This window comes from Streptococcus sp. GS001 (genome assembly GCF_021595565.1).
Classification (GTDB): Bacteria; Bacillota; Bacilli; order Lactobacillales; family Streptococcaceae; genus Streptococcus; species Streptococcus xiaochunlingii.
The window spans coordinates 175,158-199,475 of record NZ_JACSYJ010000003.1 but is presented as its reverse complement, the minus strand read 5'-3'; the positions used below and the strand labels follow the sequence as shown (position 1 = coordinate 199,475).

At 41.1% G+C, this 24,318-nt stretch carries 20 protein-coding genes, 12 tRNA genes and 2 rRNA genes; 27 read left to right on the top strand and 7 right to left on the bottom strand.

The features are described 5' to 3' along the window. From H8S88_RS07795 to H8S88_RS07730, 14 genes are all read left to right on the top strand, one after another. Positions 1 to 103 (top strand): 23S ribosomal RNA (locus H8S88_RS07795); the annotation flags it as partial. Positions 104 to 183: 80 nt separating this feature from the next. Further along, positions 184 to 299, top strand: a 5S ribosomal RNA gene (gene rrf, locus H8S88_RS07790). 30 nt (positions 300 to 329) lie between these two features. After that, positions 330 to 402: transfer RNA gene (locus H8S88_RS07785), tRNA-Val, on the top strand. 8 nt (positions 403 to 410) lie between these two features. Next, positions 411 to 481 (top strand) — tRNA-Gly (locus H8S88_RS07780). 34 nt (positions 482 to 515) lie between these two features. Next, positions 516 to 589: transfer RNA gene (locus tag H8S88_RS07775), tRNA-Ile, on the top strand. Positions 590 to 602: 13 nt separating this feature from the next. Beyond that, positions 603 to 674: transfer RNA gene (locus H8S88_RS07770), tRNA-Glu, on the top strand. A 9-nt stretch (positions 675 to 683) separates the two neighbouring features. Beyond that, a tRNA-Ser gene (locus H8S88_RS07765) sits at positions 684 to 773 on the top strand. Positions 774 to 782: 9 nt separating this feature from the next. Then, positions 783 to 856: transfer RNA gene (locus H8S88_RS07760), tRNA-Met, on the top strand. Between the two features lie 4 nt (positions 857 to 860). Beyond that, positions 861 to 933, top strand: a tRNA-Phe gene (locus H8S88_RS07755). A gap of 15 nt (positions 934 to 948) precedes the next feature. Next, a tRNA-Tyr gene (locus tag H8S88_RS07750) sits at positions 949 to 1,029 on the top strand. 6 nt (positions 1,030 to 1,035) lie between these two features. Next, positions 1,036 to 1,106 (top strand) — tRNA-Trp (locus tag H8S88_RS07745). A 12-nt stretch (positions 1,107 to 1,118) separates the two neighbouring features. Beyond that, positions 1,119 to 1,191, top strand: a tRNA-His gene (locus H8S88_RS07740). Positions 1,192 to 1,204: 13 nt separating this feature from the next. Beyond that, positions 1,205 to 1,276: transfer RNA gene (locus tag H8S88_RS07735), tRNA-Gln, on the top strand. A 9-nt stretch (positions 1,277 to 1,285) separates the two neighbouring features. Continuing rightward, positions 1,286 to 1,369, top strand: a tRNA-Leu gene (locus H8S88_RS07730). A 74-nt stretch (positions 1,370 to 1,443) separates the two neighbouring features. Here the strand turns inward: H8S88_RS07730 and H8S88_RS07725 are convergent. The 5 genes from H8S88_RS07725 to H8S88_RS07705 are packed head-to-tail and all read right to left on the bottom strand — an operon-like array spanning position 1,444 to position 4,934. Further along, a complete protein-coding gene (locus tag H8S88_RS07725; RefSeq protein WP_236128225.1) occupies positions 1,444 to 2,577 on the bottom strand; it encodes a tyrosine-type recombinase/integrase in 1,134 nt (377 codons plus the stop codon). A 3-nt stretch (positions 2,578 to 2,580) separates the two neighbouring features. Continuing rightward, on the bottom strand, positions 2,581 to 2,775 hold the full coding sequence (locus H8S88_RS07720; RefSeq protein ID WP_000598356.1) for a DUF3173 domain-containing protein: 195 nt from the start codon (positions 2,773 to 2,775) through the stop codon (positions 2,581 to 2,583). A gap of 59 nt (positions 2,776 to 2,834) precedes the next feature. Then, positions 2,835 to 3,221 (bottom strand): hypothetical protein, encoded by a 387-nt coding sequence (locus H8S88_RS07715; RefSeq protein ID WP_006595173.1) that lies wholly within the window; start codon positions 3,219 to 3,221, stop codon positions 2,835 to 2,837. Positions 3,222 to 3,223: 2 nt separating this feature from the next. Continuing rightward, complete coding sequence (locus H8S88_RS07710; RefSeq protein WP_236128224.1) at positions 3,224 to 4,420, bottom strand: replication initiation factor domain-containing protein; 1,197 nt, start codon at positions 4,418 to 4,420, stop codon at positions 3,224 to 3,226. 40 nt (positions 4,421 to 4,460) lie between these two features. Beyond that, entirely contained in the window at positions 4,461 to 4,934 is a 474-nt protein-coding gene (locus tag H8S88_RS07705) for a hypothetical protein (protein WP_000182279.1), read from the bottom strand. A gap of 319 nt (positions 4,935 to 5,253) precedes the next feature. Between H8S88_RS07705 and H8S88_RS07700 the strand changes: the two genes are divergently transcribed. Beyond that, the gene (locus tag H8S88_RS07700) at positions 5,254 to 5,700 is read left to right on the top strand and encodes a helix-turn-helix transcriptional regulator (protein ID WP_000287814.1); all 447 of its coding nucleotides are present in this window, start codon (positions 5,254 to 5,256) and stop codon (positions 5,698 to 5,700) included. 163 nt (positions 5,701 to 5,863) lie between these two features. Here the strand turns inward: H8S88_RS07700 and H8S88_RS07695 are convergent, their stop codons facing one another. Next, positions 5,864 to 6,190, bottom strand: coding sequence for a DMT family transporter (locus H8S88_RS07695; protein WP_009732038.1), 327 nt, complete (start codon positions 6,188 to 6,190; stop codon positions 5,864 to 5,866). 729 nt (positions 6,191 to 6,919) lie between these two features. Between H8S88_RS07695 and H8S88_RS07690 the strand changes: the two genes are divergently transcribed. The 5 genes from H8S88_RS07690 to H8S88_RS07670 all read left to right on the top strand — a co-directional run bounded on the left by H8S88_RS07690 (position 6,920) and on the right by H8S88_RS07670 (position 11,295). Then, positions 6,920 to 7,357 (top strand): zinc-dependent MarR family transcriptional regulator, encoded by a 438-nt coding sequence (locus H8S88_RS07690; protein WP_135783129.1) that lies wholly within the window; start codon positions 6,920 to 6,922, stop codon positions 7,355 to 7,357. Further along, positions 7,357 to 8,061 carry a metal ABC transporter ATP-binding protein gene (locus H8S88_RS07685; RefSeq protein ID WP_135783130.1) on the top strand — a complete coding sequence of 235 codons (705 nt, stop codon included), beginning with the start codon at positions 7,357 to 7,359 and terminating at the stop codon, positions 8,059 to 8,061. Before H8S88_RS07690 ends, H8S88_RS07685 begins: the two co-directional genes overlap by 1 nt. Then, on the top strand, positions 8,054 to 8,857 hold the full coding sequence (locus H8S88_RS07680) for a metal ABC transporter permease (protein ID WP_125374845.1): 804 nt from the start codon (positions 8,054 to 8,056) through the stop codon (positions 8,855 to 8,857). Before H8S88_RS07685 ends, H8S88_RS07680 begins: the two co-directional genes overlap by 8 nt. An 8-nt stretch (positions 8,858 to 8,865) precedes the next feature. Further along, entirely contained in the window at positions 8,866 to 10,365 is a 1,500-nt protein-coding gene (locus H8S88_RS07675) for a zinc ABC transporter substrate-binding protein AdcA (protein WP_236128223.1), read from the top strand. A 384-nt stretch (positions 10,366 to 10,749) separates the two neighbouring features. Then, a complete protein-coding gene (locus H8S88_RS07670) occupies positions 10,750 to 11,295 on the top strand; it encodes a DUF6287 domain-containing protein (RefSeq protein ID WP_048717491.1) in 546 nt (181 codons plus the stop codon). Positions 11,296 to 11,348: 53 nt separating this feature from the next. Here the strand turns inward: H8S88_RS07670 and H8S88_RS07665 are convergent, their stop codons facing one another. Further along, positions 11,349 to 13,427 carry a GH92 family glycosyl hydrolase gene (locus H8S88_RS07665; RefSeq protein ID WP_236128222.1) on the bottom strand — a complete coding sequence of 693 codons (2,079 nt, stop codon included), beginning with the start codon at positions 13,425 to 13,427 and terminating at the stop codon, positions 11,349 to 11,351. Positions 13,428 to 13,620: 193 nt separating this feature from the next. On the opposite strand from H8S88_RS07665, the gene H8S88_RS07660 reads away from it, so the two are divergent. From H8S88_RS07660 to H8S88_RS07630, 7 genes are all read left to right on the top strand, one after another. After that, positions 13,621 to 14,901, top strand: coding sequence for a glycoside hydrolase family 125 protein (locus H8S88_RS07660; RefSeq protein WP_236128221.1), 1,281 nt, complete (start codon positions 13,621 to 13,623; stop codon positions 14,899 to 14,901). 232 nt (positions 14,902 to 15,133) lie between these two features. Beyond that, on the top strand, positions 15,134 to 17,779 hold the full coding sequence (locus H8S88_RS07655; RefSeq protein ID WP_236128220.1) for an alpha-mannosidase: 2,646 nt from the start codon (positions 15,134 to 15,136) through the stop codon (positions 17,777 to 17,779). Between the two features lie 84 nt (positions 17,780 to 17,863). Continuing rightward, positions 17,864 to 18,733 (top strand): ROK family protein, encoded by an 870-nt coding sequence (locus H8S88_RS07650; RefSeq protein WP_125335645.1) that lies wholly within the window; start codon positions 17,864 to 17,866, stop codon positions 18,731 to 18,733. After that, complete coding sequence (locus H8S88_RS07645) at positions 18,727 to 20,607, top strand: beta-N-acetylhexosaminidase (RefSeq protein ID WP_125335647.1); 1,881 nt, start codon at positions 18,727 to 18,729, stop codon at positions 20,605 to 20,607. The genes H8S88_RS07650 and H8S88_RS07645 overlap by 7 nt, the downstream gene beginning before the upstream one ends. A gap of 216 nt (positions 20,608 to 20,823) precedes the next feature. After that, positions 20,824 to 21,753 carry an ABC transporter permease gene (locus H8S88_RS07640; RefSeq protein ID WP_023022063.1) on the top strand — a complete coding sequence of 310 codons (930 nt, stop codon included), beginning with the start codon at positions 20,824 to 20,826 and terminating at the stop codon, positions 21,751 to 21,753. A 13-nt stretch (positions 21,754 to 21,766) separates the two neighbouring features. After that, the gene (locus tag H8S88_RS07635; RefSeq protein ID WP_048789467.1) at positions 21,767 to 22,699 is read left to right on the top strand and encodes a carbohydrate ABC transporter permease; all 933 of its coding nucleotides are present in this window, start codon (positions 21,767 to 21,769) and stop codon (positions 22,697 to 22,699) included. Positions 22,700 to 22,761: 62 nt separating this feature from the next. Beyond that, positions 22,762 to 24,243, top strand: coding sequence for an ABC transporter substrate-binding protein (locus tag H8S88_RS07630; RefSeq protein WP_048789468.1), 1,482 nt, complete (start codon positions 22,762 to 22,764; stop codon positions 24,241 to 24,243). Positions 24,244 to 24,318: the final 75 nt, after the last annotated feature.

Below are 24,318 nucleotides of genomic sequence, written 5' to 3'. Positions count from 1 at the left end.
ATGTTAGTAAGAGCCCTGAGAGAAGATCAGGTAGATAGGTTAGGAGTGGAAGTTGTGTGAGCAATGGAGCGGACTAATACTAATAGCTCGAGGACTTATCCAAAAAGTAACTGAGGATATTTACAGCAGGTTAGATTTTTGTTAGAATATAGGTATTCAATTTTGAATGTTCATCATTCAGAGTTAAGTGACGATAGCCTAGGAGATACACCTGTACCCATGCCGAACACAGCAGTTAAGCCCTAGAACGCCGGAAGTAGTTGGGGGTTGCCCCCTGTGAGATATGGTAGTCGCTTAGCAAGATAGGAAGTTAGAAGACTTCCTTTTTTGGGAGTTTAGCTCAGCTGGGAGAGCATCTGCCTTACAAGCAGAGGGTCAGCGGTTCGATCCCGTTAACTCCCATTTTTTAAGCGGGTGTAGTTTAGTGGTAAAACTACAGCCTTCCAAGCTGTTGTCGCGAGTTCGATTCTCGTCACCCGCTTTGAACGATTGTTCATTACCAAGTTTTAGAACTTGGGCGCGTAGCTCAGGTGGTTAGAGCGCACGCCTGATAAGCGTGAGGTCGGTGGTTCGAGTCCACTCGTGCCCATTTTATAAATTATGGTCCGTTGGTCAAGGGGTTAAGACACCGCCTTTTCACGGCGGTAACACGGGTTCGAATCCCGTACGGACTATATTATATTGGAGGATTACCCAAGTCCGGCTGAAGGGAACGGTCTTGAAAACCGTCAGGCGTGTAAAAGCGTGCGTGGGTTCGAATCCCACATCCTCCTTAATAGTAGCGCGGGATGGAGCAGCTCGGTAGCTCGTCGGGCTCATAACCCGAAGGTCGTAGGTTCAAATCCTGCTCCCGCAATTTTGGCTCGGTAGCTCAGTTGGTAGAGCAATGGATTGAAGCTCCATGTGTCGGCGGTTCGATTCCGTCTCGCGCCATAATTTAATAATTTCGGAAGGGTAGCGAAGAGGCTAAACGCGGCGGACTGTAAATCCGCTCCTTCGGGTTCGGGGGTTCGAATCCCTCCCCTTCCATCCTTTACGGGCATAGTTTAAAGGTAGAACTAAGGTCTCCAAAACCTTCAGTGTGGGTTCAATTCCTACTGCCCGTGTATAAGAATATGGCGGGTGTGGTGAAGTGGTTAACACACCAGATTGTGGCTCTGGCATGCGTGGGTTCGATCCCCATCACTCGCCTATTTTATATTATTGGGGTATAGCCAAGCGGTAAGGCAAGGGACTTTGACTCCCTCATGCGTTGGTTCGAATCCAGCTACCCCAGTTATACTTTGCCGGCGTGGCGGAATTGGCAGACGCGCTGGACTCAAAATCCAGTGTCCGCAAGGACGTGCCGGTTCGACCCCGGCCGCCGGTATAGTATTAAAGACAAGGTTTTCGGACCTTGTCTTTTTTTCTTTGTTGTATGTCGAGTTACCAATTTTTTCCATTTTAAAATAAATCATCAAGTTTATTAGCTAATGTTTTCTGTTTGCTAGGGTACAAATGAGAATAAGTATCAATTGTTGTCGTAATAGATGCGTGTCCTAATCTTTCTTTAACAACAAGATAATCTTCCCCTTGATTTATAAGTAATGATGCATGAGAGTGTCTTAAATCATGAATTCTTATTCTCTTTAAATCTTTATCCCTTTCTAGTATTTGCTTAAACTTCTTATCAATCATATTTTTTGTAATAGTTATTGGTGTACTCTGTATTATTTGTAGTTCGTCAGTATTTTTGGTAAATTCCTTAAGTTTTTCTTTTTGTTTTTCTTTCCAATCTTTTAGCATTTCTGCTAATTTCTGATTGATTGTAATATTTCTAGTTCCTGATCGTGTTTTTGTTGTATTAATGTAGCTTGTATTATTTACAAAGTATACCGTTTTGGTAACGAAAATTGTATTTGTTAAAAGATTTATATCATTCCAGTTCAATGCGAGTATTTCTCCCATTCTCATCCCAGTAAAGAAAGCAATCACGAAAAACAGGTCATAGCTTATTTCATCATCTCGAATAAGTTCTCTAAATCTCGTGAATTCTTCTATGCTCCAAAATTTGATATTAGGCTTTCTAATTGGTAATTTTCTCAGATTCTCAACAGGATTTTTATCAATAAGGGATTTTCTTATACCAGTATCAAAAATTTTTTTAAGTAGAATTAGAACTTTATTAATTGTATTATAACTTAAGGTTTCTTTTTCATTTTGTTTTTTAGGTTTTGTTTTTAGGTATTCACGAAATTCGAATATATGGTCATACGTTAATTTATTTAAATTTGTATTTTTAAAATAAGGCTTAATATGACGCTCATAATTGTTTCTTTGTGTACTTGTATAGCTTATTTTTCTGCCATTTTTCAAATCGTCTTCTTCAAGCAACTGGAATAACATATCTGTTGTTACTACAAAGTCAAATTGTTTTTCTTTTAATTCTACAACTCGAATATGTTGTTCTAGTTCTAGTGCTTCCTTTTTAGATTTTAATCCTTTTCGAATGATACGTATTCTTTTTTGTGTGACTGGGTGGAAACCATTAGAAACATCAACGGTCCATTTACCACTTTTAGTTTTACGAATAGTCATTCATTATGCTTCTTTCTGGAGTTCAATTCCTAATAGTTCTTCTGCGACACTGGCTGGAATAGTACCAATCCGTTTGTTATCGTAGATATTAAAACCACGATTCACTAATAGTAATTTGCCAGTATGGATAATCTTTCTTGCAGTTCCTGGAGCAAATCCAAGTTCGATAAGGTCATCTTTTGTTACAGTTTTAATCATGTGATCTCCTTTTCTAATTAGGTTAAGTAAGGGGAGGATTAACTCCCCTTGTCTGATACTTATTTTTGTTTTACATCTACTAAATGGATAGCATCTGCTTTGTAATACATTGTCGAACTAATCATAGTAGCTTGTAAATTGTCAAATGTTACTGGTACTTCATCCATTGCTTGGATATAGTCATTATCAACTAAAGCTTCTGGATTGTCTACTGAGACTTGGGTTGATTTCTTTTTGAATTGTCCATCCTTGATCGTTACATTGTATTTCCAACCAATGATTTTATCGGTATTAAAACGTCTTTCGCTACCATCTCGGTTTTTGATAATTTCTCCGTTTGCATCTGCTCGGACTTCCGTTTCAAATTTTGGAATAACTTCATCCAATTCAAATTTTGTTCCAATGTTATTAAAATTCCAGTCATTTTGTGAAAGCATTTTTGCCATAGTTAATTTCTCCTTTTGATATTTTCTTTGATTGTAGGGATTAAATCCTCTCTTTTAAAGAGAATTGCCCTTTCTATTAATCCACTTGCTAAATCTGGTGGATATTCCATATTGTTGAGTGCGAGATAGTTAGATTTCTCATACTCATGCAGTAAATTATTGTCGTATAGAAATTTATACGCTTTTAGAATAGCCCCTGAACCTTTATAGGTAAACCATTCTAATTTTTGTTCTAGTTCTGTTTTTGGTTTTGAAATAATGATAGAGATAGGTTTTGAGTGACCTAAAAACTTTTCCCAAGATCTCAAAGGTTTTGAGAAATGGCTATCACTATAGAATCTCACTTTTTCTTTGAGATATCCCTTGGTAAAGTTGAGAAGATCTATTTCTGAATGCAACCATTCTTGAATGAAGTAGTGAGCTTTTTCTTTCCTAAGTTCTAACTCAGTTCTTATCCAATTTTCTATATACCGCTTGCTGATACCGAGCTTCTCAGCTCGTTCTAAGCGCTTATCGTAAATTCTAAGTCTTTCATCATCATTGGGTTTTCTCAAATATAAGGTCTGGCCGATTGTTTCATCTCCGTAGGTATTGTAGTAGGTGCTTTTTCCATATATAAAGCGTTTTTTCTGACAAATCTTTAGAAGTTGATTAGGAGTGAAATAGGGTGTTTCATTAAAATCATCTATTGCAATATCAATTCGTCTTACTGAAAAATGAATGTAATTGTAGTAGAGGTTGTTCAGAAACTGTCTTTCGGAGAGACTATTTGGATCTAATACCATATCTCTATAGAACTCTAGTGCCTGTCCTGACATGACAAGCATGTAGGACGACTCTTTCGATCCATAGTAGATACGGATATTCCCATAATGAAGCTGGCTATCATAGTTATAGTATTTAAGGCTCCCCTTATTCTCAATAAATAGGTCAAAGTCAAGAAATAGGATATCTTCGATTATTTCTTTTGGCGAAAATTCAGTCTTATCAAACTGAATTTGAATCCAGTCAAATACAGAACGTAAATGCTCATTTTTTGCCATAGATTTTGATTCAACTTTTTGCCTAATTTTGCCACCCTTAAAATCTCCAAAACCCTTGGTAATACTGAATTTTTTCGATGGTACACCTAACTTGCAGAGGGTGGTGTTACTACACACCCTATCGGTCAAAAATGGTCCGTCCGCATCTACGCTCATTTTCGGCTTTCTGCCTCATGGCTCAGCCGAAAACTCGCTATTAGCCGAACCTATTTTTTGACCTCTTGTTAACAAACCCTAGTAAGCCGGTTTGCATCGACTCTTCAATATCTTGGATTTTCTTTTTTAGGTTGGAATTCTCAATTTTTATCAGTCGCATTTCTCGCTTAAATTCCTGTTTTAAGGCGCTCAGTTCATCGTAGAGCTCATCTATTACTTGGTTTAGGGATTCATGTTCATTGTCTGCTAGACTCCCAAATACGGCTTGTATAGCCTCTTTTAGACCTATTTCAAGTTTTAGTTTAGCTAACTTTTGAAATTGTCTAAGGTCTTCGTCTGTAAAATCATAGGCAACTGTATAACTTAATTGATGAGTTCTGGGATTTCTACTGATAGGAACTTTAATTTTCTTAAATTCCTTGCCACTTATCTCTTTAATCAGTTGAATCCAATTTTTAAGAGTAGAGGTAGAGTTTAGGCCAGAAATTTGATTGACTAACTCTTTATTGGTCATCTTTTTGTGAAACCTCCGAAATTTTCTTGTGCAACTGAAGAGTTTTCTGTGGTATAATTGTTACATAATATGTTTTGATCTTGGAACGAACGGCACATTTGTTTCAAGATTTTTTATTTTGTCGAATCCTACCTCCTTTATTAAAATTTTTTAAATCGACTACTAGTTACATACGCTTTTACCTCCTTTTATGCTATAATATTCTCAATGGAATATTCAATCTCAAAATAAATATTCCTTATGGAATAATTCTATTTTATACCGTTTAGAATATTTTGTCAAGCTAAAATATACGAATAAGAATATCTATAGGAGAATTATGTATACAGAGGATTATAAATTTTCAGAGAGGTTAAAAACTCTCAGAAAATCAAAAAAGTTAACTCAAGTACAAATATCGGAATTAATTGGAGTTCAACAAGGGACATATTCTCGGTGGGAGAATGGAACGTTAGAACCAGGATTAGAATTCGTTGTGAAATTAGCAAATATCTTTGGGACTACTACAGATTATTTGCTGGGACAAAAACCTTATTCAATTATCAGTAGTTTACCTCTAGAACAATTAGATCTTACCAATATTGCAAACTTTTCAAAGGATGAGTTTGATATTTTGAAACATTCAATAGCAGTTTCGGTGGCAAGAAATAAAATAAAGGCAACAGAACTAAAAGATAGAGTTATAGAAAAAAATCAGTTGTCAGAAAAAGATGCAGAACTTTTGAATAAGATTTTTGAAGAAGTTAAAACTTATTGGGAAAATTAGGAGGACGCTAGTCTTCAAAATTCCCTCCCAAAATGTGTCCAAAATATTGACAGAATTCTAGCTTTTCATTATAGTTCTTATGGAACTTTTTTTCTACAACAAAATAGGCTCCATAATATCCATAGGGGATTTACCCACTACAAATAGTATAGAGCCGGTTTTATTAATGTCCTGCATTTCCTAATAAGTTAACCATGACAACACCAATGATAATCAAAATTAAACCGATAATGCTATAAACATTTAGTGTTTCTTTGAAAATCATTACTGCGATAGAGGCTGTCAAAACTAAACCGACAGCTGACCATGTTGCATAAGCTATTCCTAAAGGAATTTTTTGCATTGCTAGTGAGAGGAAATAGAAACAAACGCCATAGCTAAGTAGGGCAGAAACGGTTGGAATAGGCTTTGTAAAACCGTCTGATAATTTCAAAAGGTTAGTTCCCAATATCTCTCCTACAATGGCGATAAAAAGATAAAAGTATGACATGTCTTTAACCTCCTATATGTCATGTTTTTGCTCTAAGAGCTATTATAGCTATCCGTTTTTTATAAATCTTGGCACAAGTCATGAGAATTTGTAGTAAAACTGTGGCAGACACTTTTTCAGAACCAATAGCTGATAAGTTTAGTATATCATAAGATAAATTTTAAAAAAAAAGTTTTGTTAGAAAATGAATTATCAAATTCTTGGGCTAAAGAGTTATTTTTGTTAAAATAATAAAAAACACTTACCCTAATTAAAGGAGAAAATAAAATGATTACATTAACTGTTAATCGTACAAGTGTCTTGAATACCTCTGGATGAATATAACCTGTTGGGACATATCGTCTATTCTCTGATGATGCTCTTAGAACGATAAGGTATGGAGTGTTACCAAAAAGTTACTAAAATTTGAAAAATGAGTCTATTTTGCAAGATTCAAAAGGCTTAAAACCCTATTAAATCAGGGTTGTAAGATTTAAATAATGGAGTTATGGAACTCAAAATCCAGTGTCCGCAAGGACGTGCCGGTTCGACCCCGGCCGCCGGTATAGTATTAAAGACAAGGTTTTCGGACCTTGTCTTTTTCTTTTATTTGTTAAATTGTTAACGTTCAGTTACTAATTTATTACTAATATTTTTGTCATTGTTTTCTGAAAACACTTTGACTATTTTCCTTTACTGTGTTATAATTAACCGGTAAAGTAATTTTTGATTAATAGAGAGGATAAACGTATGAAAGTGGCTAATCAAATTGATGAGTTTTTAAATTCTATTTTACTTATTTCTGAGAATCAGCATGAAGTTTTGATTGGTTCTTGTACGAGTGGTTTTTCTTTAACCAATACGCAAGAGCATATTTTAATGTTACTTTCAAAGGATAATTATTCAAATTCTGAGCTTGCTAAATTACTAAATGTCAGTCAAGCTGCTGTGACCAAAGCAGTTAAACAATTACTTTCTTTTGGCATGCTGGAAGCTTTGAAAGATGAGAATGATGCTCGTATTGTTTTGTATCGGTTAACAGATTTAGGGCGTCCTGTTGCTGAAGAACATTCCCATCATCACGACCATACCTTAGAAGTCTATAATCAGGTATTAAGTAATTTTTCTGAGGATGAACAACTTGTGATTTCCTCTTTTCTTACTCGATTATTGGAGGATCTTCGTTAATGCGTTATATTACTGTTAAAGATCTTTCTTTTTATTATGATCGTGAGCCTGTTCTTGAGGGAGTTAATTACTACTTGGACAGTGGTGAGTTTGTGACGCTGACTGGTGAGAATGGTGCAGCCAAATCTACTTTGATTAAGGCAAGTCTTGGTATTTTGAAACCTAAGATGGGAACTGTTGAAATTTCCAAGGAGAATGTAGCTGGAAAGAAATTACGTATTGCCTATCTTCCGCAACAGATTGCTAGCTTCAATGCAGGTTTTCCCAGTTCTGTTTATGAGTTTGTTAAATCAGGTCGTTATCCTCGCAAAGGATGGTTTCGTCACTTGAATCATCATGATGAGGAACATATTTTAGCTAGTTTAACGGCTGTTGGAATGTTAGAGCATCGAGATAAATCTTTAGGAGCTCTATCAGGTGGTCAGAAGCAACGGGCTGTCATTGCAAGAATGTTTGCGTCAGATCCAGATATTTTTGTGTTGGATGAACCAACTACAGGGATGGATGCTGGTAGCAAGGATGAGTTTTATGAATTGATGCACCATAGTGCCCATCACCACGGAAAGGCTGTTTTAATGATCACGCATGATCCTGAAGAAGTGAGTCATTTTGCCGATCGCAATATCCATTTGGTGAGAAAACAAAATTCTCCATGGCGTTGCTTTAATGTCCATGAGAAAGATGGAGGTGAGGAGCTTGCTTAGTTTATTTCAATATGACTTTATGCAACGGGCTTTGTTAGCGATGGTTGCCATGAGTCTCTTCTCCCCTATCTTAGGTGTATTTTTGATTTTGCGTCGTCAGAGCTTAATGAGTGATACACTGAGCCACGTCTCTCTATCAGGGGTTGCTTTTGGCCTCTTCCTTGGTTTCTCTCCAACTATTTCTACAGTCATTGTGGTCATCATAGCTGCGGTATTTCTAGAGTACTTACGAACAGTCTATAAAGATTTTATGGAAATTGGGACAGCGATTCTCATGTCGACCGGCTTAGCCTTGGCTTTGGTGATCATGAAGGGTGGCGGTAAAAGTTCCATGAGTTTGGACCAGTACCTATTTGGCTCTACCTTGACCATTACGGATGAGCAAGTGCTTGCTTTGTTTATCATTGCAGCCATTGTTTTAGTTTTAACGATTCTCTTTATTCGTCCCATGTATATCCTTACATTTGATGAGGATACAGCTTATGTAGATGGTTTACCCGTGCGTCTCATGTCTATCTTGTTTAATATTGTGACAGGGGTGGCTATTGCCTTGATGATTCCGGCTGCAGGTTCCTTGTTGGTATCTACTATTATGGTCTTACCAGCTAGTATTGCTTTAAAGCTAGGAAAGACCTTCCGTTCGGTTATGCTTCTGGCAGTGGTCATTGGTTTTGTGGGGATGGTCAGTGGTCTCATTCTTTCTTATTACCCGGATACACCGGTTAGTGCGACCATTACTCTCTTATTTGTATCCTTCTTTTTGCTCTCAAATCTTTTTGTTAAATTTAGAAAATAGGTGATCTTATGAAAAAACTTGTATGGCTCGTGTTAGCCTTTTGTAGTCTTCTTTTAGTAGCTTGTAGTGGTGGTCAAAATCAGTCAGGGAAATTGAAAGTCATGACGACTTTCTATCCTGTCTATGAATTTACTAAGCAAGTCGTTGGAGACGAGGGAGATGTGGAGCTCTTGATTGGCTCTGGTTCGGAACCCCATGATTTTGAATTGTCTGCCAAGGGTCGCGCAAAAATCCAAGAGTCAGATGTCTTTGTCTATGAGAACGAGAATATGGAAACTTGGGTACCTCAGTTGTTGAAATCAATGGATGGCAAGAAAACAAAGGTTGTCAAAGCGACGGAGAATATGCTTCTTTTACCAGGTGGTGAAGAAGAGCATGACCATGAGGGAGGGGAAGAACATCATCATGAATACGATCCCCATGTCTGGCTTTCTCCACAGAGAGCCATTAAAATGGTGGAAACGATTCGTGATCAACTGGTGAAACAGTACCCGGATAAAAAGGCTAGTTTTACAGCAAATGCAGATGCCTATATTGCCAAGTTGAAAAAATTGGATGACAGCTATACGAAGAGCTTATCTGCAGCGAAACAGAAAAACTTTGTCACTCAACACGCAGCTTTCCGTTATTTGGCCTTGGATTATGGCTTGAATCAAGTCTCTATTTCAGGTTTGTCACCAGATAGTGAACCGTCTGCGACTCGTTTGAGTGAATTGACAGAGTATATCAAGAAGAACGACATCAAGGTCATCTACTTTGAAGAAAATGCTTCTAAATCCTTATCGAAAACCTTATCTGCTGAAACCGGTGTGGATCTAGCTGTTTTGAATCCATTAGAGAGCTTGACAGATGAGCAGATGAAAGATGGTGAAGACTACATCTCTATCATGGGAGCTAACCTCAAATCTTTGGAGTTAACAACGACTCAAGCCGGAAAAGAAATTGCTCCAGAAGAGGAAGAAGACACCAAAACAGTAGCCAATGGCTATTTTGAAGACAGTGCTATTAAGGATCGAACTCTTTCAGACTATGTAGGTGATTGGCAGTCTGTGTATCCTTATCTAAAAGATGGAACCTTGGATCAAGTCTTTGACTACAAAGCCAAATTAACCAAGTCCAAAACAGCTGAAGAATATAAAGCCTACTACACCACAGGTTATAAAACAGATGTCGACCGGATTGTCATTACAGACAAAACCATGACCTTCTATAAGAATGGCGAAGAGAAGAAGTTCGAATACCGCTATGCTGGGAAACATACGCTGACCTATACAAAAGGGAATCGTGGAGTGCGGTATCTCTTTGAAGCAACTGATCCAAATGCGGGTGAATTCAAGTATGTTCAATTCAGTGACCACCAAATTGCTCCTAATAAAGCAGCTCACTTCCATATTTTCTTCGGTGGGGAAAGCCAAGAGGCTCTTTATAAAGAATTGGAAAATTGGCCTACTTACTACCCAAGTGACCTATCCGGATTCGAAATTGCGCAGGAAATGTTGGCCCACTAATCAAATAGAGAAGGAACCAGTTGGTTCCTTTCAGATTGAAGACAAAGTAATTTTAGAAACTTTCCTTAGGTGAGTACGGACGTCAGCGAACTTCGAAGAAGTTCCATGACTTAGTTTTGGATCTAAGGTTCCAAAACTCCGGAGTGCCTGAAACAACTCTGTTTCAGGCACTTTTCTCATTGCGGAAAGTTTTTCATCTTCTTAAATTACTAAAAAATATAATCATTTTTTGAAAATCATCTAGCTGTTTTATGTAAAACAATAGTTTGTCTGCATTCAAGAAGGAACCAGTTGGTTCCTTTATTGATAGTAACAGAAACTTGTCAAATTGCTAGAAAAAGGATAAAATTAGGCTTATAGAATAGATTGAATGTGGGGAGATTCATGATGAAAAAGTATCGTTTGCTATTGTTGCTTTCTGCTCTACTGTTTTTCCTTGGAGCCTGTGGTGATAAAAAGCAGGAGACAGGATCTGAAAGTAAAGAAAGTACAGTTCGTCAATCGAAGGATAGCTCAGCTACTAGTGAAACAAAGAAAGCTGAGAGTTCGAGTGATAAGAAAGAGAAAACAAAGATGGATATTGAAGCAATCGCTCAAGGGGATTATAGTAGCGTAGCTGGTGTCTGGCAAGATGATAAGGGGAATAAACTCGTCTTTGATCAAAATGGTTTGGTCTCTAACGAATATGAGTCTTATGGTCTTTCCTTGACAGACTATGGGACTGTTTCAGGAGGAGTCTACGGAGGAATCACAGGTGGATTTCTGATGGAATTTATTCCTGCCGGGCTTACGATTGATGACCAAACGGATGAAAATGGAGAAGTCATCTTCCATGATGATTCTGATGCCAGCAAGGATCGTCTCTGGACCGGAACTGGGATGTACAGTTTTACGGAACAAGGTTCTTTCCTTTATAAGGTCGGGGATTAACTAGTATAGGTGTAATGAAAAAGAATGAAGAGTGTCCTACTCTTCATTCTTTTTTAGATTTTAGGGAGCCAAGAAAGGTGGAAGTCTAGCTTCTCCGCTTTCAAGAGCTCTTGGTGGCTCACTCTGTCGATCCTTTTTCCATCAAGAAAAACATCTTGAAGAAAGTGTGCCTGGGCTGTGTGGGCTGTGCTATGGATATGCAGCCATTTTTTCTCTTGAGGGAGGTAAAGGCGCAAGTGTTTGAAGAGGGGAATCCCTAGGTCATAGACTGGCTTGCCTGGACAAGTCGGATAGAGTCCCAAAACCGACCAGATATACCAGGAGGATAGGCTGCCATTATCCTCATCTCCTGGATAAGCTTTGAAGCTTGGCTGGAAGGCTTCCTTGCGAAGGGCTTGAATCAGGATGCTAGTGTATTCCGGGTGTTGGCTATAGCGGAAGAGATAGGGGATGTGAAAACTCGGTTGGTTTGAAATGGCAATTTGTCCAAAAGGAGCTTGGGCCATCTCACTCATTTCATGAATTTCGTAGCCATAGCCCGTCACTTCATAATACGGTGCTTGAGTGGCTAGTCGAGTTAAGTAATGGGTGAAGCCTTTTTCTCCTCCAAAGAGTTGCTTGAGGCCCTCGATGTCGTGAAGGGCGCCTAAGGTTGCCTGAATGGCAGAGCACTCGGCATAGTCGCGTCCCCAACTGATGGGCGAGAAGTCTGGTCTGAAATGGCCCTTCTTATCTTTGGCCCGGATATAACCTGTTTCTGGATCAAAGAGGGTTCGATAGGAAAGACTAGATTGAGCATATTCTTTGGCCAACTCTTCCTTGCCAAGTAGCTGGGCAGTTTGGGCGATACAAAAATCGCTATAGGAGAAGTCAATGGTGTGACTCACGCTTTCGTGATAGTCAGTGGATAGATAGCCTAATTCCTTGTATTCTTTAGCTCCTCGTCGACCGTAATGACCATTTGGATCCTCTTTCCTAGCTGTATCCAACATGGCTTCAAAAAGCTCCGTGTGGAGGTCGGGAGCTAGGCCTTTTTGAATGGCATCGGCAATGACCCCATCAATGAGGGTTCCAGGCATCATGCCTCTTTCGTCAGGCGCTAGCCATTTAGGGAGGAAACCGGTATCTCGGTAATGGCTGAGGAAGCCTTCGAGAAATTCCTGGTAAATCTCGGGATAGACTAGGCTATAGAGAGGAAAGGTGGTCCGAAAGAGATCCCAGAAGCCCAAACTCGTGAAGTATTTTCCTTCTTGAATGCGGTTGTGGGCGAAATCGCGATGGACTGCTTTCCCCTCAGGGGTTACTTCATAACAAGTCTGAGGAAAGAGCAGACTACGGTAGAGACAGTGATCGAAAAATGTTCGATCCTCTCCGCCCGTATCTAAAATGTCAAATCGGTCCATTAGCTCTTGCCATTTGCGGCTCGCTTTTTCTTTCATCTCTTCAAAGCTAGCTGTAGGAAGGTGAGATTTGGCCAACTCAGGGTTGATAAAGGAAGTGCCTAATCGAGCTTCTAGCCTAGGGCTGTCAAATTCTAGGATCAAATCCTGTCCTAGCCAGTGAGTGCGAGTGATGGCTTGGTCAAATTCAACATGAAGATAGAAAGGAAAGTCTTGTTGGTCGGTATGATTTTGGTCTAGGATGTAGAAATGTAGATTCGTTTCTCCGAATTCTACTTCAGCTAGTCCATTTGGGCAATGAATGGCCAGTGAAAGTGCAGACGGCCCTCTAAAACGGAGAATAGCCCCGTAGAGGCTGGGTGTCAGCTCTGTGTGGATTTGATAGCGCTCTGAGGTGAGGGCTAAATAATGGGGCTGAAAGACAGCTTCTTGGACCCGGTAACTGCTCTGTCTGAAATAGAGGTCTTCTTGAGTCGGGATGTCTGTCAGTGGGGTGAGGAGACACCAGGAAAAATCTCCAATCCAAGGGCTAGGCTGATGGGTCAAGCGAATACCTTGAAAGATAGGAAGGTTGGGATTGAAAAACCAAGCCCCCTGTTCATGTGTCGTCTGCGGGAGGAAATAATTCATCCCAAAAGGAACTCCTGTGTAAGGGAGGGTGTTGCCGTTAGAATAAGCTGAGTGATTGTCTGTTCCTAAGCGGGTATCAATGTGAGTAATAACGGTCTTCATGTGGGACCTCCTGTGTCATACGAGGGCCTTCAAGCCCTTTTCTTTCTTTATTTTAGCAGAAGCCCCTCAAATGGGAAAGTCTTTTTCAAAACTAGAAAAGTTTGTAGAAAAAGGGCTATAATTTGCGTATGTATTTCCCATCTGAAATCTTTTATACTGAATAGGAAAGAATCGACAAGTGTGAGGAAAAGGAATGACTTATTCAAAAGAAATCGTCAGAGAATGGCTGGACCAAGTAGCAGAACGTGCCAAGGAGTACCCGGAGTGGGTGGATGTCTTTGAGCGTTGCTATACAGACACCTTGGATAATACAGTTGAGATCTTAGAAGACGGCTCAACTTTTGTACTGACAGGAGATATCCCAGCTATGTGGCTTCGTGACTCAACTGCTCAGCTGAGACCCTACCTCCATGTGGCAAAAAGAGATCCTCGTTTGCGTCAGACCATTGCAGGTTTGGTCAAACGTCAGATGATCTTGATTCTCAAGGATCCCTATGCTAACTCTTTCAATATTGAGGAAAACTGGAAAGGTCACCACGAAACAGACCATACAGACCTCAATGGCTGGATTTGGGAGCGTAAGTATGAAGTGGATTCGCTTTGCTACCCTTTGCAGTTGGCTTATCTTCTCTGGAAAGAAACAGGAGAAACTAGTCAATTTGATGAGACTTTTGTTACAGCGACCAAGGAAATCCTTCATCTCTGGACAGTGGAGCAAGACCACAATAACTCACCATACCGTTTCGTCCGTGATACCGATCGTAAGGAGGACACTCTGGTCAATGACGGCTTTGGGCCAGATTTCGCTGTGACAGGGATGACCTGGTCAGCCTTCCGTCCAAGTGATGACTGCTGTCAGTATAGCTACTTGATTCCATCCAATATGTTTGCAGTAGTTGTCTTGGGCTATGTGCAAGAAATCTTTGCAGCATTGAATCTAGCCGATAGTGAAAGCATCATTGCAGATGCCAAACGCCTCCAAGCGGAGATTCAAGAAGGGATCGAAAACTACGCCTACACCACTAACAGCAAGGGCGAGAAAATCTATGCCTTTGAGGTAGACGGTTTGGGAAATGCTAGCATCATGGATGATCCGAACGTGCCAAGTTTGTTAGCTGCTCCTTATCTTGGCTACTGCGCGATCGACGATGAGGTCTACCAAGCTACTCGTCGGACTATTTTGAGCTCTGAAAATCCTTACTTCTATGAAGGGAAGTACGCAAGCGGACTCGGAAGTTCTCATACCTTCTATCGCTATATCTGGCCGATTGCTTTATCCATCCAAGGATTGACAACGACAGATAAAGCTGAGAAGAAATTCTTGCTGGATCAGTTGGTTGCCTGCGATGGTGGAACAGGTGTCATGCACGAAAGTTTCCACGTGGATGATCCAACCAAATATTCGCGTGAATGGTTCTCTTGGGCCAACATGATGTTCTGTGAATTAGTCTTGGATTACTTGGATATTCGCTAATACTCTTCGAAAATCAAATTCAAACCACGTCAGCTTCGCCTTGCTGTATATATGTTACTGACTTCGTCAGTTCTATCTACAACCTCAAAGCAGTGCTTTGAGCAACCTGCGGCTAGCTTCCTAGTTTGCTCTTTGATTTTCATTGAGTATAAGGAGCACGCTTTAGCTTCATTGATTCTTGTAAAGAATCACAAATATATTTTTAAATTTAAGTTAGAATGAGGTTTTACTCATGGAAAATGTTGTTGTACATATTATTTCTCACAGCCACTGGGATCGTGAGTGGTATCTACCTTTTGAAAGTCACCGCATGCAATTGGTAGAACTCTTTGACAATCTCTTTGATCTTTTTGAAAATGACCCTGAATTCAAAAGTTTCCACTTGGATGGACAAACCATCGTCCTCGATGACTATTTAGAAATTCGCCCTGAAAACCGTGACAAGGTGCAGCGTTATATCGACGAAGGCAAGCTTAAGATTGGTCCCTTTTATATCTTGCAGGATGATTACCTAATCTCCAGTGAAGCCAACGTCCGCAATACCTTGATTGGTCAAGCTGAATGTGCCAAATGGGGCAAATCAACTCAAATTGGTTACTTCCCTGATACCTTTGGAAATATGGGACAAGCTCCTCAAATCCTTCAAAAATCAGGGATTCACGTAGCAGCCTTTGGGCGTGGGGTCAAACCAATCGGATTTGACAACCAAGTCCTCGAAGATGAGCAGTTTACCTCTCAATTTTCTGAGATGTACTGGCAGGGTGCTGATGGTAGCCGTGTGCTAGGTATTCTCTTTGCCAACTGGTACAGTAACGGGAACGAAATTCCAGTAGATAAAGATGAGGCTTTAGCTTTTTGGAAACAAAAATTGGCAGATGTTCGTGACTATGCCTCAACCAACCAATGGTTGATGATGAACGGTTGCGACCACCAACCGGTTCAACGAAACTTGAGTGAAGCTATTCGCGTGGCCAATGAGCTTTTCCCTGACGTGACCTTTATTCATAGCTCCTTTGATGAATATGTTCAAGCAGTGGAAAGTGCGCTTCCTGAACAATTATCAACGGTTACGGGAGAATTGACCAGTCAGGAAACCGATGGTTGGTACACACTTGCTAATACCTCTTCTTCACGTGTTTATCTCAAACAAGCCTTTCAAGAAAACAGCAATTTGCTAGAGCAAGTGGTGGAACCTTTGACCATCCTTACAGGTGGCCACAATCACAAGGATCAATTGACCTATGCCTGGAAGATGCTCTTACAAAATGCGCCACACGATAGTATCTGTGGTTGTAGTATTGACGAAGTTCACCGTGAAATGGAAGTTCGTTTTGCCAAGGTCAACCAAGTTGGAAACTTTGTCAAGACCAACCTTCTGAATGAATGGAAAGATAAACTCGCGACTCAGAAAGCTCAGAGTGAGCATCTCTTTACAGTTATTAACACTGGCTTGCATAGCAAGGTGGACACTGTCAGCACGATTGTCGATGTAGCGGTTTGTCCATTTAAGGAATTGCATCCGACAGAGGGCTTCAAGAAAATGGCCGCTTTGACCTTGCCAGACTATCACGTAGAGGATTTAGAGGGTCATCTTGTAGAGGCGGAGATTGAAGACTTGGGGGCAAGCTTTGGCTATACCCTGCCTAAGGATAAATTCCGCCAACCCTATATTGCGCGTCAAGTGCGCGTGACGGTTCCGGTTCACCTAGCGCCTCTTTCTTGGACCACCTTCCAGCTCTTGGAAGGAAAAGCTTCCCATCATGATGGGATTTACCAAAATGGGGTTCTCGATACGCCGTTCGTAACCCTCAGTATTGATGATGGCTTGACCCTTTACGACAAGACGACCAATGAGGCTTATGAGGACTTCCTTGGCTTCGAAGACCGCGGTGATATTGGCAATGAATACATTTACTTCCAACCAAAAGGAACAGAACCCATCTATGCGGAGCTGAAAGCTCATGAGGTCTTGGAAAATAATGCTCGCTATGCCAAAATCTTGCTCAAGCATGACTTGACCATCCCAGTCAGCGCGGATGAACAATTGGATGCGGAACAAAGAGGCATTATCGAGTTTATGAACCGAGAAGCAGGACGGTCAGAAGAGCTGACAACCATTCCGTTGGAAACAGTGATGACCGTCTTTGTGGATGACCCGCAAATTCGCTTCAAGACGCGCTTTACCAATACTGCTAAGGATCACCGCATTCGTCTCTTGGTCAAAACTCATAACACTCGTCCAAGCAATGACTCGGAAAGCATTTATGAGGTCGTGACACGGCCGAATAAACCAGCAGCTTCTTGGGAAAATCCTGAAAATCCACAACACCAACAAGCCTTTGTCAGCTTGTATGATGATGTTAAAGGAGTGACCGTAGCCAACAAAGGATTGCATGAATACGAAATTCTTGGAGACGACACCATAGCTGTAACCCTTCTCCGTGCTTCAGGGGAACTCGGTGACTGGGGCTACTTCCCAACACCAGAAGCCCAGTGCTTGCGAGCTATCGAAGTTGAGTTTGCAGTAGAATGCCATCAGGCTCAGGATCGTTTCTCAGCCTTTCGTCGTGCCAAAGCCTTCCAAGTGCCATTTACAGCTCTTCAAGTTGCAAAACAAGAGGGTAGCGTTGCAGCAACAGGTAGTCTCTTCAACCATCCAGCACTGAATTTGCCACAAGTCTGCCCAACAGCCTTTAAAGTTGCTGAGAATGAAGAAGGTTACGTCCTTCGTTACTACAACATGAGCCAAGAAAATGTTCGCGTGTCTGACAAACAACAAACCATTCTTGACTTGCTGGAACGCCCATATCCAGTTCATTCAGGACTATTGGCACCACAAGAAATTCGTACAGAATTGATCAAAAAAGAAGAAATTTAATTTCAAAAAGTAAACATAACAAGAAAGGAGGAGCGACAAAGTAAGAATCGATTGCTGACTCGCTCCTTTTTACAGGTAAAAGCTATGACCCTTGCAACGATTGATATCGGAGGGACTGGGATTAAGTTTGCCAGTATCACTCCTGATGGAAAAATTTTAGATAAGGCCAGCACCCCAACGCCAGAGACTCTGGAAGAGTTGCTAGCTTGGTTGGAGCAACGCTTGTCAGAACGTGACTACCGTGGGATTGCTATGAGTGTGCCAGGGGCTGTTAACCAAGAAACCGGGGTGATTGAAGGAATCAGTGCCATTCCTTACATTCATGGTTTTTCTTGGTATGAGGTTCTTGCTCATCACCGACTTCCTGTCCATCTAGAAAATGATGCTAACTGTGTCGGACTGAGTGAACTGCTAGCTCATCCTGAGATTGAAAATGCAGCCTGTGTCGTGGTTGGGACAGGGATCGGTGGGGCCATGATCATCAATGGCAAGCTACACCGTGGTCGTCATGGTTTGGGCGGTGAGTTTGGCTACATGACCACCATCGAGCCGGCAGAAAAGCTCAACAACTGGTCGCAACTCGCTTCTACAGGAAATATGGTTCGCTATGTCATCGAAAAATCTGGTCAGACTGACTGGGACGGCCGCAAGGTGTACCAAGAGGCAGTAGCAGGAAATGCCCTCTGCCAAGAAGCCATTGAACGCATGAACCGTAACCTAGCTCAAGGCCTGCTCAATATCCAGTACCTAATCGACCCAGATGTCATTAGCCTAGGTGGTTCTATCAGTCAGAACCCAGATTTTATCAAAGGGGTGCAAAAAGCGGTAGACGCCTTTGTGGAAAGATATGAAGAATATACCATCGCTCCAGTCATTCAAGCCTGCACCTATCACGCAGATGCCAATCTCTACGGTGCCCTTGTCAACTGGTTACAGGAGGAAAACCAATGGTAACTTTTACAGGACTTAGTCCCAAACAAGCCCAAGCTATCGAAGTCTTAAACAATCACATTTCTCTACCGGATGTAGAAGTAGCGGTCGCTCAGTCTGACCAAGCTTCTATCTCTATCGAGGGTGATAATGGGCAGTATCAACTGACCTACCGCAAACCTCATCAACTCTACCGTGCCTTGTCTGTGCTCGCAACAGCTTTAGCAGAAGGGGACAAGGTAGAGATTGAGGAAAAAGCTGCCTATGAAGATCTAGCCTACATGGCAGACTGTTCGCGCAACGCCGTGCTCAATGTCGCATCGGCCAAGCAGATGATTGAAGTCTTGGCTCTCATGGGTTATTCAACCTTTGAGCTTTACATGGAAGACACTTATCAGATTGAAGGGCAACCTTATTTTGGTTATTTCCGTGGAGCTTATGCTGCTGAAGAGTTGCAGGAAATCGAAGCCTACGCCCAACAGTTTGACATGACTTTTGTCCCATGCATCCAAACCTTGGCACACTTGTCAGCCTTTGTCAAATGGGGTGTCAAGGAAGTGCAGCAACTCCGCGATGTAGAAGATATCCTCCTCATTGGCGAAGAAAAAGTTTACGAGCTGATTGATGGTATGTTTGCGACGTTGTCTAAGCTACAAACTCGCAAGGTCAATATCGGGATGGATGAAGCTCACCTGGTTGGTTTGGGACGTTACCTTATCCTAAACGGTGTGGTTGACCGCAGCCTCCTCATGTGCCAACACTTGGAGCGCGTGCTGGATATTGCGGACAAGTATGGTTTCCACTGCCAGATGTGGAGCGATATGTTCTTCAAACTCATGTCAGCAGATGGCCAGTACGACCGTGATGTCGAAATTCCAGAAGAAACTCGTGTTTACTTAGACCGTCTCAAAGACCGTGTGACCTTGGTTTACTGGGATTATTATCAGGATAGCGAAGAAAAATACAATCGTAACTTCCGGAATCACCACAAGATTAGCCAGGATATTGCCTTTGCAGGTGGTGCTTGGAAATGGATTGGTTTTACACCACACAACCATTTCAGTCGCCTTATCGCTCTTGAAGCCAACAAAGCTTGTCGTGCCAACCAGATCAAGGAAGTCATCGTGACGGGTTGGGGGGACAATGGTGGGGAAACAGCCCAGTTCTCTATTCTGCCAAGCTTGCAAATCTGGGCAGAGCTCAGCTACCGCAATGATTTAGAGCGTCTATCAGCTCACTTCAAGACCAACACAGGCTTATCGGTTGAGGACTTTATGCAACTTGATCTTGCCAACCTCTTGCCAGACCTACCAGATAATCTCAGTGGTATCAACCCCAACCGCTATGTCTTTTATCAGGATGTTCTCTGCCCAATTCTTGACAAGCACATGACACCTGAACAGGACAAGCCACACTTTGCCCAAGCAGCTGAGATTCTTTCTGACATTAAAGAAAAAGCGGGCACTTATTCTTATCTTTTCGAAACTCAGGCCCAGTTGAACCAGATTTTAAGCAGTAAAGTGGATGTGGGCCGACGCATTCGTCAAGCCTATCAAAAAGGTGATAAAGAGAGCTTGCAACAAATTGCTAGGGAAGAATTACCAAAACTCAGAAGCCAGATTGAAAACTTCCACAAGCTCTTTAGCCACCAATGGTTGAAAGAAAACAAGGTCTTTGGCTTGGATACAGTAGACATTCGTATGGGTGGGCTCTTGCAACGCATCAAGCGCGCAGAAAGCCGCATTGAAAACTACCTAGCAGGCGAAATCTCTCGTATCGACGAACTAGAAGTAGACATCCTGCCATTTAATGATTTCTACGGAGACAAGGACTTCGCAGCGACGACGGCCAACCAGTGGCATACTATTGCGACAGCTTCAACCATTTATACGACCTAATCCAAAAGGCTGTCTTTAAAGAAAATGAATTTTAAGGAGGAGAAGGATTTCCTATGAAAAGAGGAATTTCTTCTCCTTTTTTCTCCATTTTTAAGGCTATGTCATAAATTTGTAGAATTTTTTCTATAATTAGGAGTTTGAAAAAGTTTTCATAGAGTTTTATAATAAAAAATGTAAACGTTACCAAAAAAATAAAATGACAAAGGGGGGAGTCAGATGAAAAAGTTTGTTAAGACCTTGAGAGAAAATCTCATTTTCTTCTTGATGGTTTTACCAGGTGCAGCGTGGTTGATTTTATTCTTCTACATACCTGTTTTGGGAAACGTTGTCGCATTTAAAGACTATCATATCACCGGAGAGGGATTTATTGATAGTGTAATGAAGAGTAAGTGGGTAGGATTTGATAACTTCAAATTTCTCTTTAGTTCTAAAGATGCTTATATCATTACAAGAAATACCGTCCTTTACAACCTTGCCTTTATTTTCTTGGGCTTGATTGTTTCCGTTGGGATTGCCATTATCTTTAGTGAGATGCGTTCCAAACGGTTGGTTAAAGTGTTTCAAACATCAATGTTGTTCCCCTATTTCTTGTCATGGGTTATCATCAGCTTCTTTACAGATGCCTTCTTAAACGTCGATAAAGGCTTGATTAACCATATCTTAACATCACTTGGGATGAAAGGAATCAACTTCTATACAGAGGTTGCCATTTGGCCAGCGCTTCTCCTCTTCTTAGGAATCTGGAAAGGCTTTGGTTATAGCAGTGTTATGTACTATGCAACCATCATGGGGATTGACCCAACCTTCTACGAAGCCGCAACAGTGGACGGAGCATCTAAGTGGCAGCGAATCCGCCACATTACCATTCCTCAGTTGGCTTCCTTGATTACGGTCTTGACCATCCTTGCCATCGGAAATATCTTCCGTGCTGACTTTGGATTGTTCTACCAAATCCCACATAACTCAGGTGCCCTTTATAGTGTGACAAACGTAATTGATGTCTATGTCTACAACGGACTTGCTAAATCAGGAGATATTGCGATGGCCGCAGCGGCTGGTCTTTACCAATCAGTTGTCGGATTGATTCTCGTTTTACTTTCTAATATTGTAGCACGTCGGATTGATAAGAATGCAGCGCTCTTCTAGAAAGGAGGATACCATGGCAAAATCAAAAATTAAAAAAGAAAAAGTTGATAATGTTGGGATCCACTCCTTCAGTAAGAAAGCAGACATCTTCTTTAGTAGCATCGTCGGCTTGGTTGCTCTATCCTGTATCTTGCCCTTCATCTTCGTTGTCATGATTTCCTTGACAGATGAACAAAGTTTGGCAATTAACGGCTTCCAATTTTGGCCTGCTAAATTCGGTACAGATGGCTATCTTTTCCTTGTTCAATTTAAGGATAAGATTCTTCAAGCCCTCTTCATTACCTTGTTTGTAACGATTGTAGGGACAGCATGTAATGTTTTCATTACAACGACCTACGCCTACGCGATCTCTCGTAGAACCTTTAAGTACAGAAACTTCTTTACTGTCTTTGCCCTCTTGAGTATGCTCTTTAGTGCAGGGATGGTACCAGGATATATCGTTACCACTCAGTTGCTTCATTTAGGAGATACCGTTGGAGCCCTCATCATTCCGATGTTATTGAGTCCTTTTAACATTATCTTGATGCGGACCTTCTTCAAACGGACGATCCCAGAAGCCATTCTTGAGTCTGCTCGGATAGATGGAGCCAGTGAGACACGGATCTTCTTCCAGATCTGTTTGCCACTTTCTCTCCCAGGGATTGCTACCATCAGTCTCTTCACAGCCCTCGCCTTCTGGAATGACTGGTTCAACGCTCTCCTCTATATCAAGAGTGAAAACCTCTATCCCCTTCAATACTTGCTGATGCAAATCCAAAATAATATGGATTACATCTCTAAATCCGTCGGTGCATCTAGCCAAATCGCTGGTGCAGTCCAATCCCTTCCTAAGGAAACTGGACGGATGGCCATGGTGGTGGTGGCAACAGTTCCAATCGCTATCCTCTATCCATTCTTCCAACGTTACTTTGTAAAAGGATTGACCATCGGTGGTGTGAAAGAGTAAGCGAACTTTTCTCACCCACCCTTCATAATGTTAATAAAGAAAAATAAAAAAGGAGTTTTCTCATGAAAAATTGGAAAAAATATGCTTTAGCTTCTGCTAGCGTTCTCACACTTGGAGCAACTCTTGCTGCTTGTGGTAACTTGACAGGTGATAACCAAAAATCATCTAAGAGTGAAGACGGTAAAACAGTTATCAAAATGTACCAAATCGGTGACAAACCGGATAACTTGGATACCTTGTTAGAAAATGCGAACAAGATCATCGAAGAAAAAGCTGGCGTTAAATTAGACATCCGATACCTTGGTTGGGGTGACTACGACAAGAAGATGAACGTTATGATCTCATCTGGTGAAAGCTACGATATTGCTTTCGCAAACAACTATGTCATCAACGCTCAAAAAGGTGCTTACGCTGACTTGACAGACTTGTACAAGAAAGAAGGAAAAGAGCTTTATGAAGCACTTGACCCTGCTTACATCAAAGGGAATACTGTCAACGGTAAGATCTACTCAGTTCCAGTTGCAGCCAACGTTGCATCTTCACAAAACTTTGCCTTCAACGGACCACTTCTTGAAAAATATGGTATCGACATCTCAAACGTCACAGACTATGCTTCTCTTGAACCAGTCTTGAAAGCGATCAAAGAAAAAGATCCAAACGTTGTTCCATTCGCAATGAACAAGAGCTACGGTGGACCTTCTGATGACTTCGATTACATCGCAGTAGATGGACTTCCATTCGTTGTCGATTTGCAAGGTGACACAACTAAGATCGTTGACCGTTATACAATCCCACGTTATGTTGAAAACTTGAAGACTCTTCATAAATACTATGAAGCTGGCTACATTCCAAAAGACGTAGCTACAAGCGACACTGGATATGACCTTTCTCAAGATACTTGGTTGGTACGTGAAGAAACAGTAGGACCTGCTGACTACGGTAACAGCTTGCTTACTCGTGTAGCAAACCGTAAGATCGAGATCAAACCATTCACTCAACTTTACAAGAAGAACAACACTACTCAAGTTGCAAACTTTGTTATCTCAAACAACTCTAAGAACAAAGAAAAAGCAATGGAAGTATTGAACCTCTTGAACACAAACCCAGAACTATTGAACGGTCTTGTTTATGGTCCAGAAGGCAAGAACTGGGAAAAAGTTGAAGGTAAAGAAAACCGTGTGAAAGTTTTGGATGGCTACAACGGAAACACTCACATGTCAGGATGGAACACTGGTAACAACTGGATCCTTTACATCAACGAAAACGTAACCGATGAACAAATTGCACAATCTAAGAAAGACTTGGAAACTGCAAAAGAATCTCCAGCACTTGGATTCATCTTCAACACTGAAAACGTGAAATCAGAAATCACTGCCCTTACAAACACTTTGAACCAATTCACAAGTGCCATCAATACAGGTACAGTAGATCCTGAAGTTGAAATTCCTAAGATGCTTGAAAAATTGAAATCAGAAGGTGCCTACCAAAAAGTCTTGGATGAAATCCAAAAACAATACGATGAGTACCTTGCTGCTAAGAAATAAGCTAACAATACTTGCTTAAGTCTATCAAAAGACTTTGAGGTCTTCGCACTTCAAAGTCTTTTCTGTTGATGATTT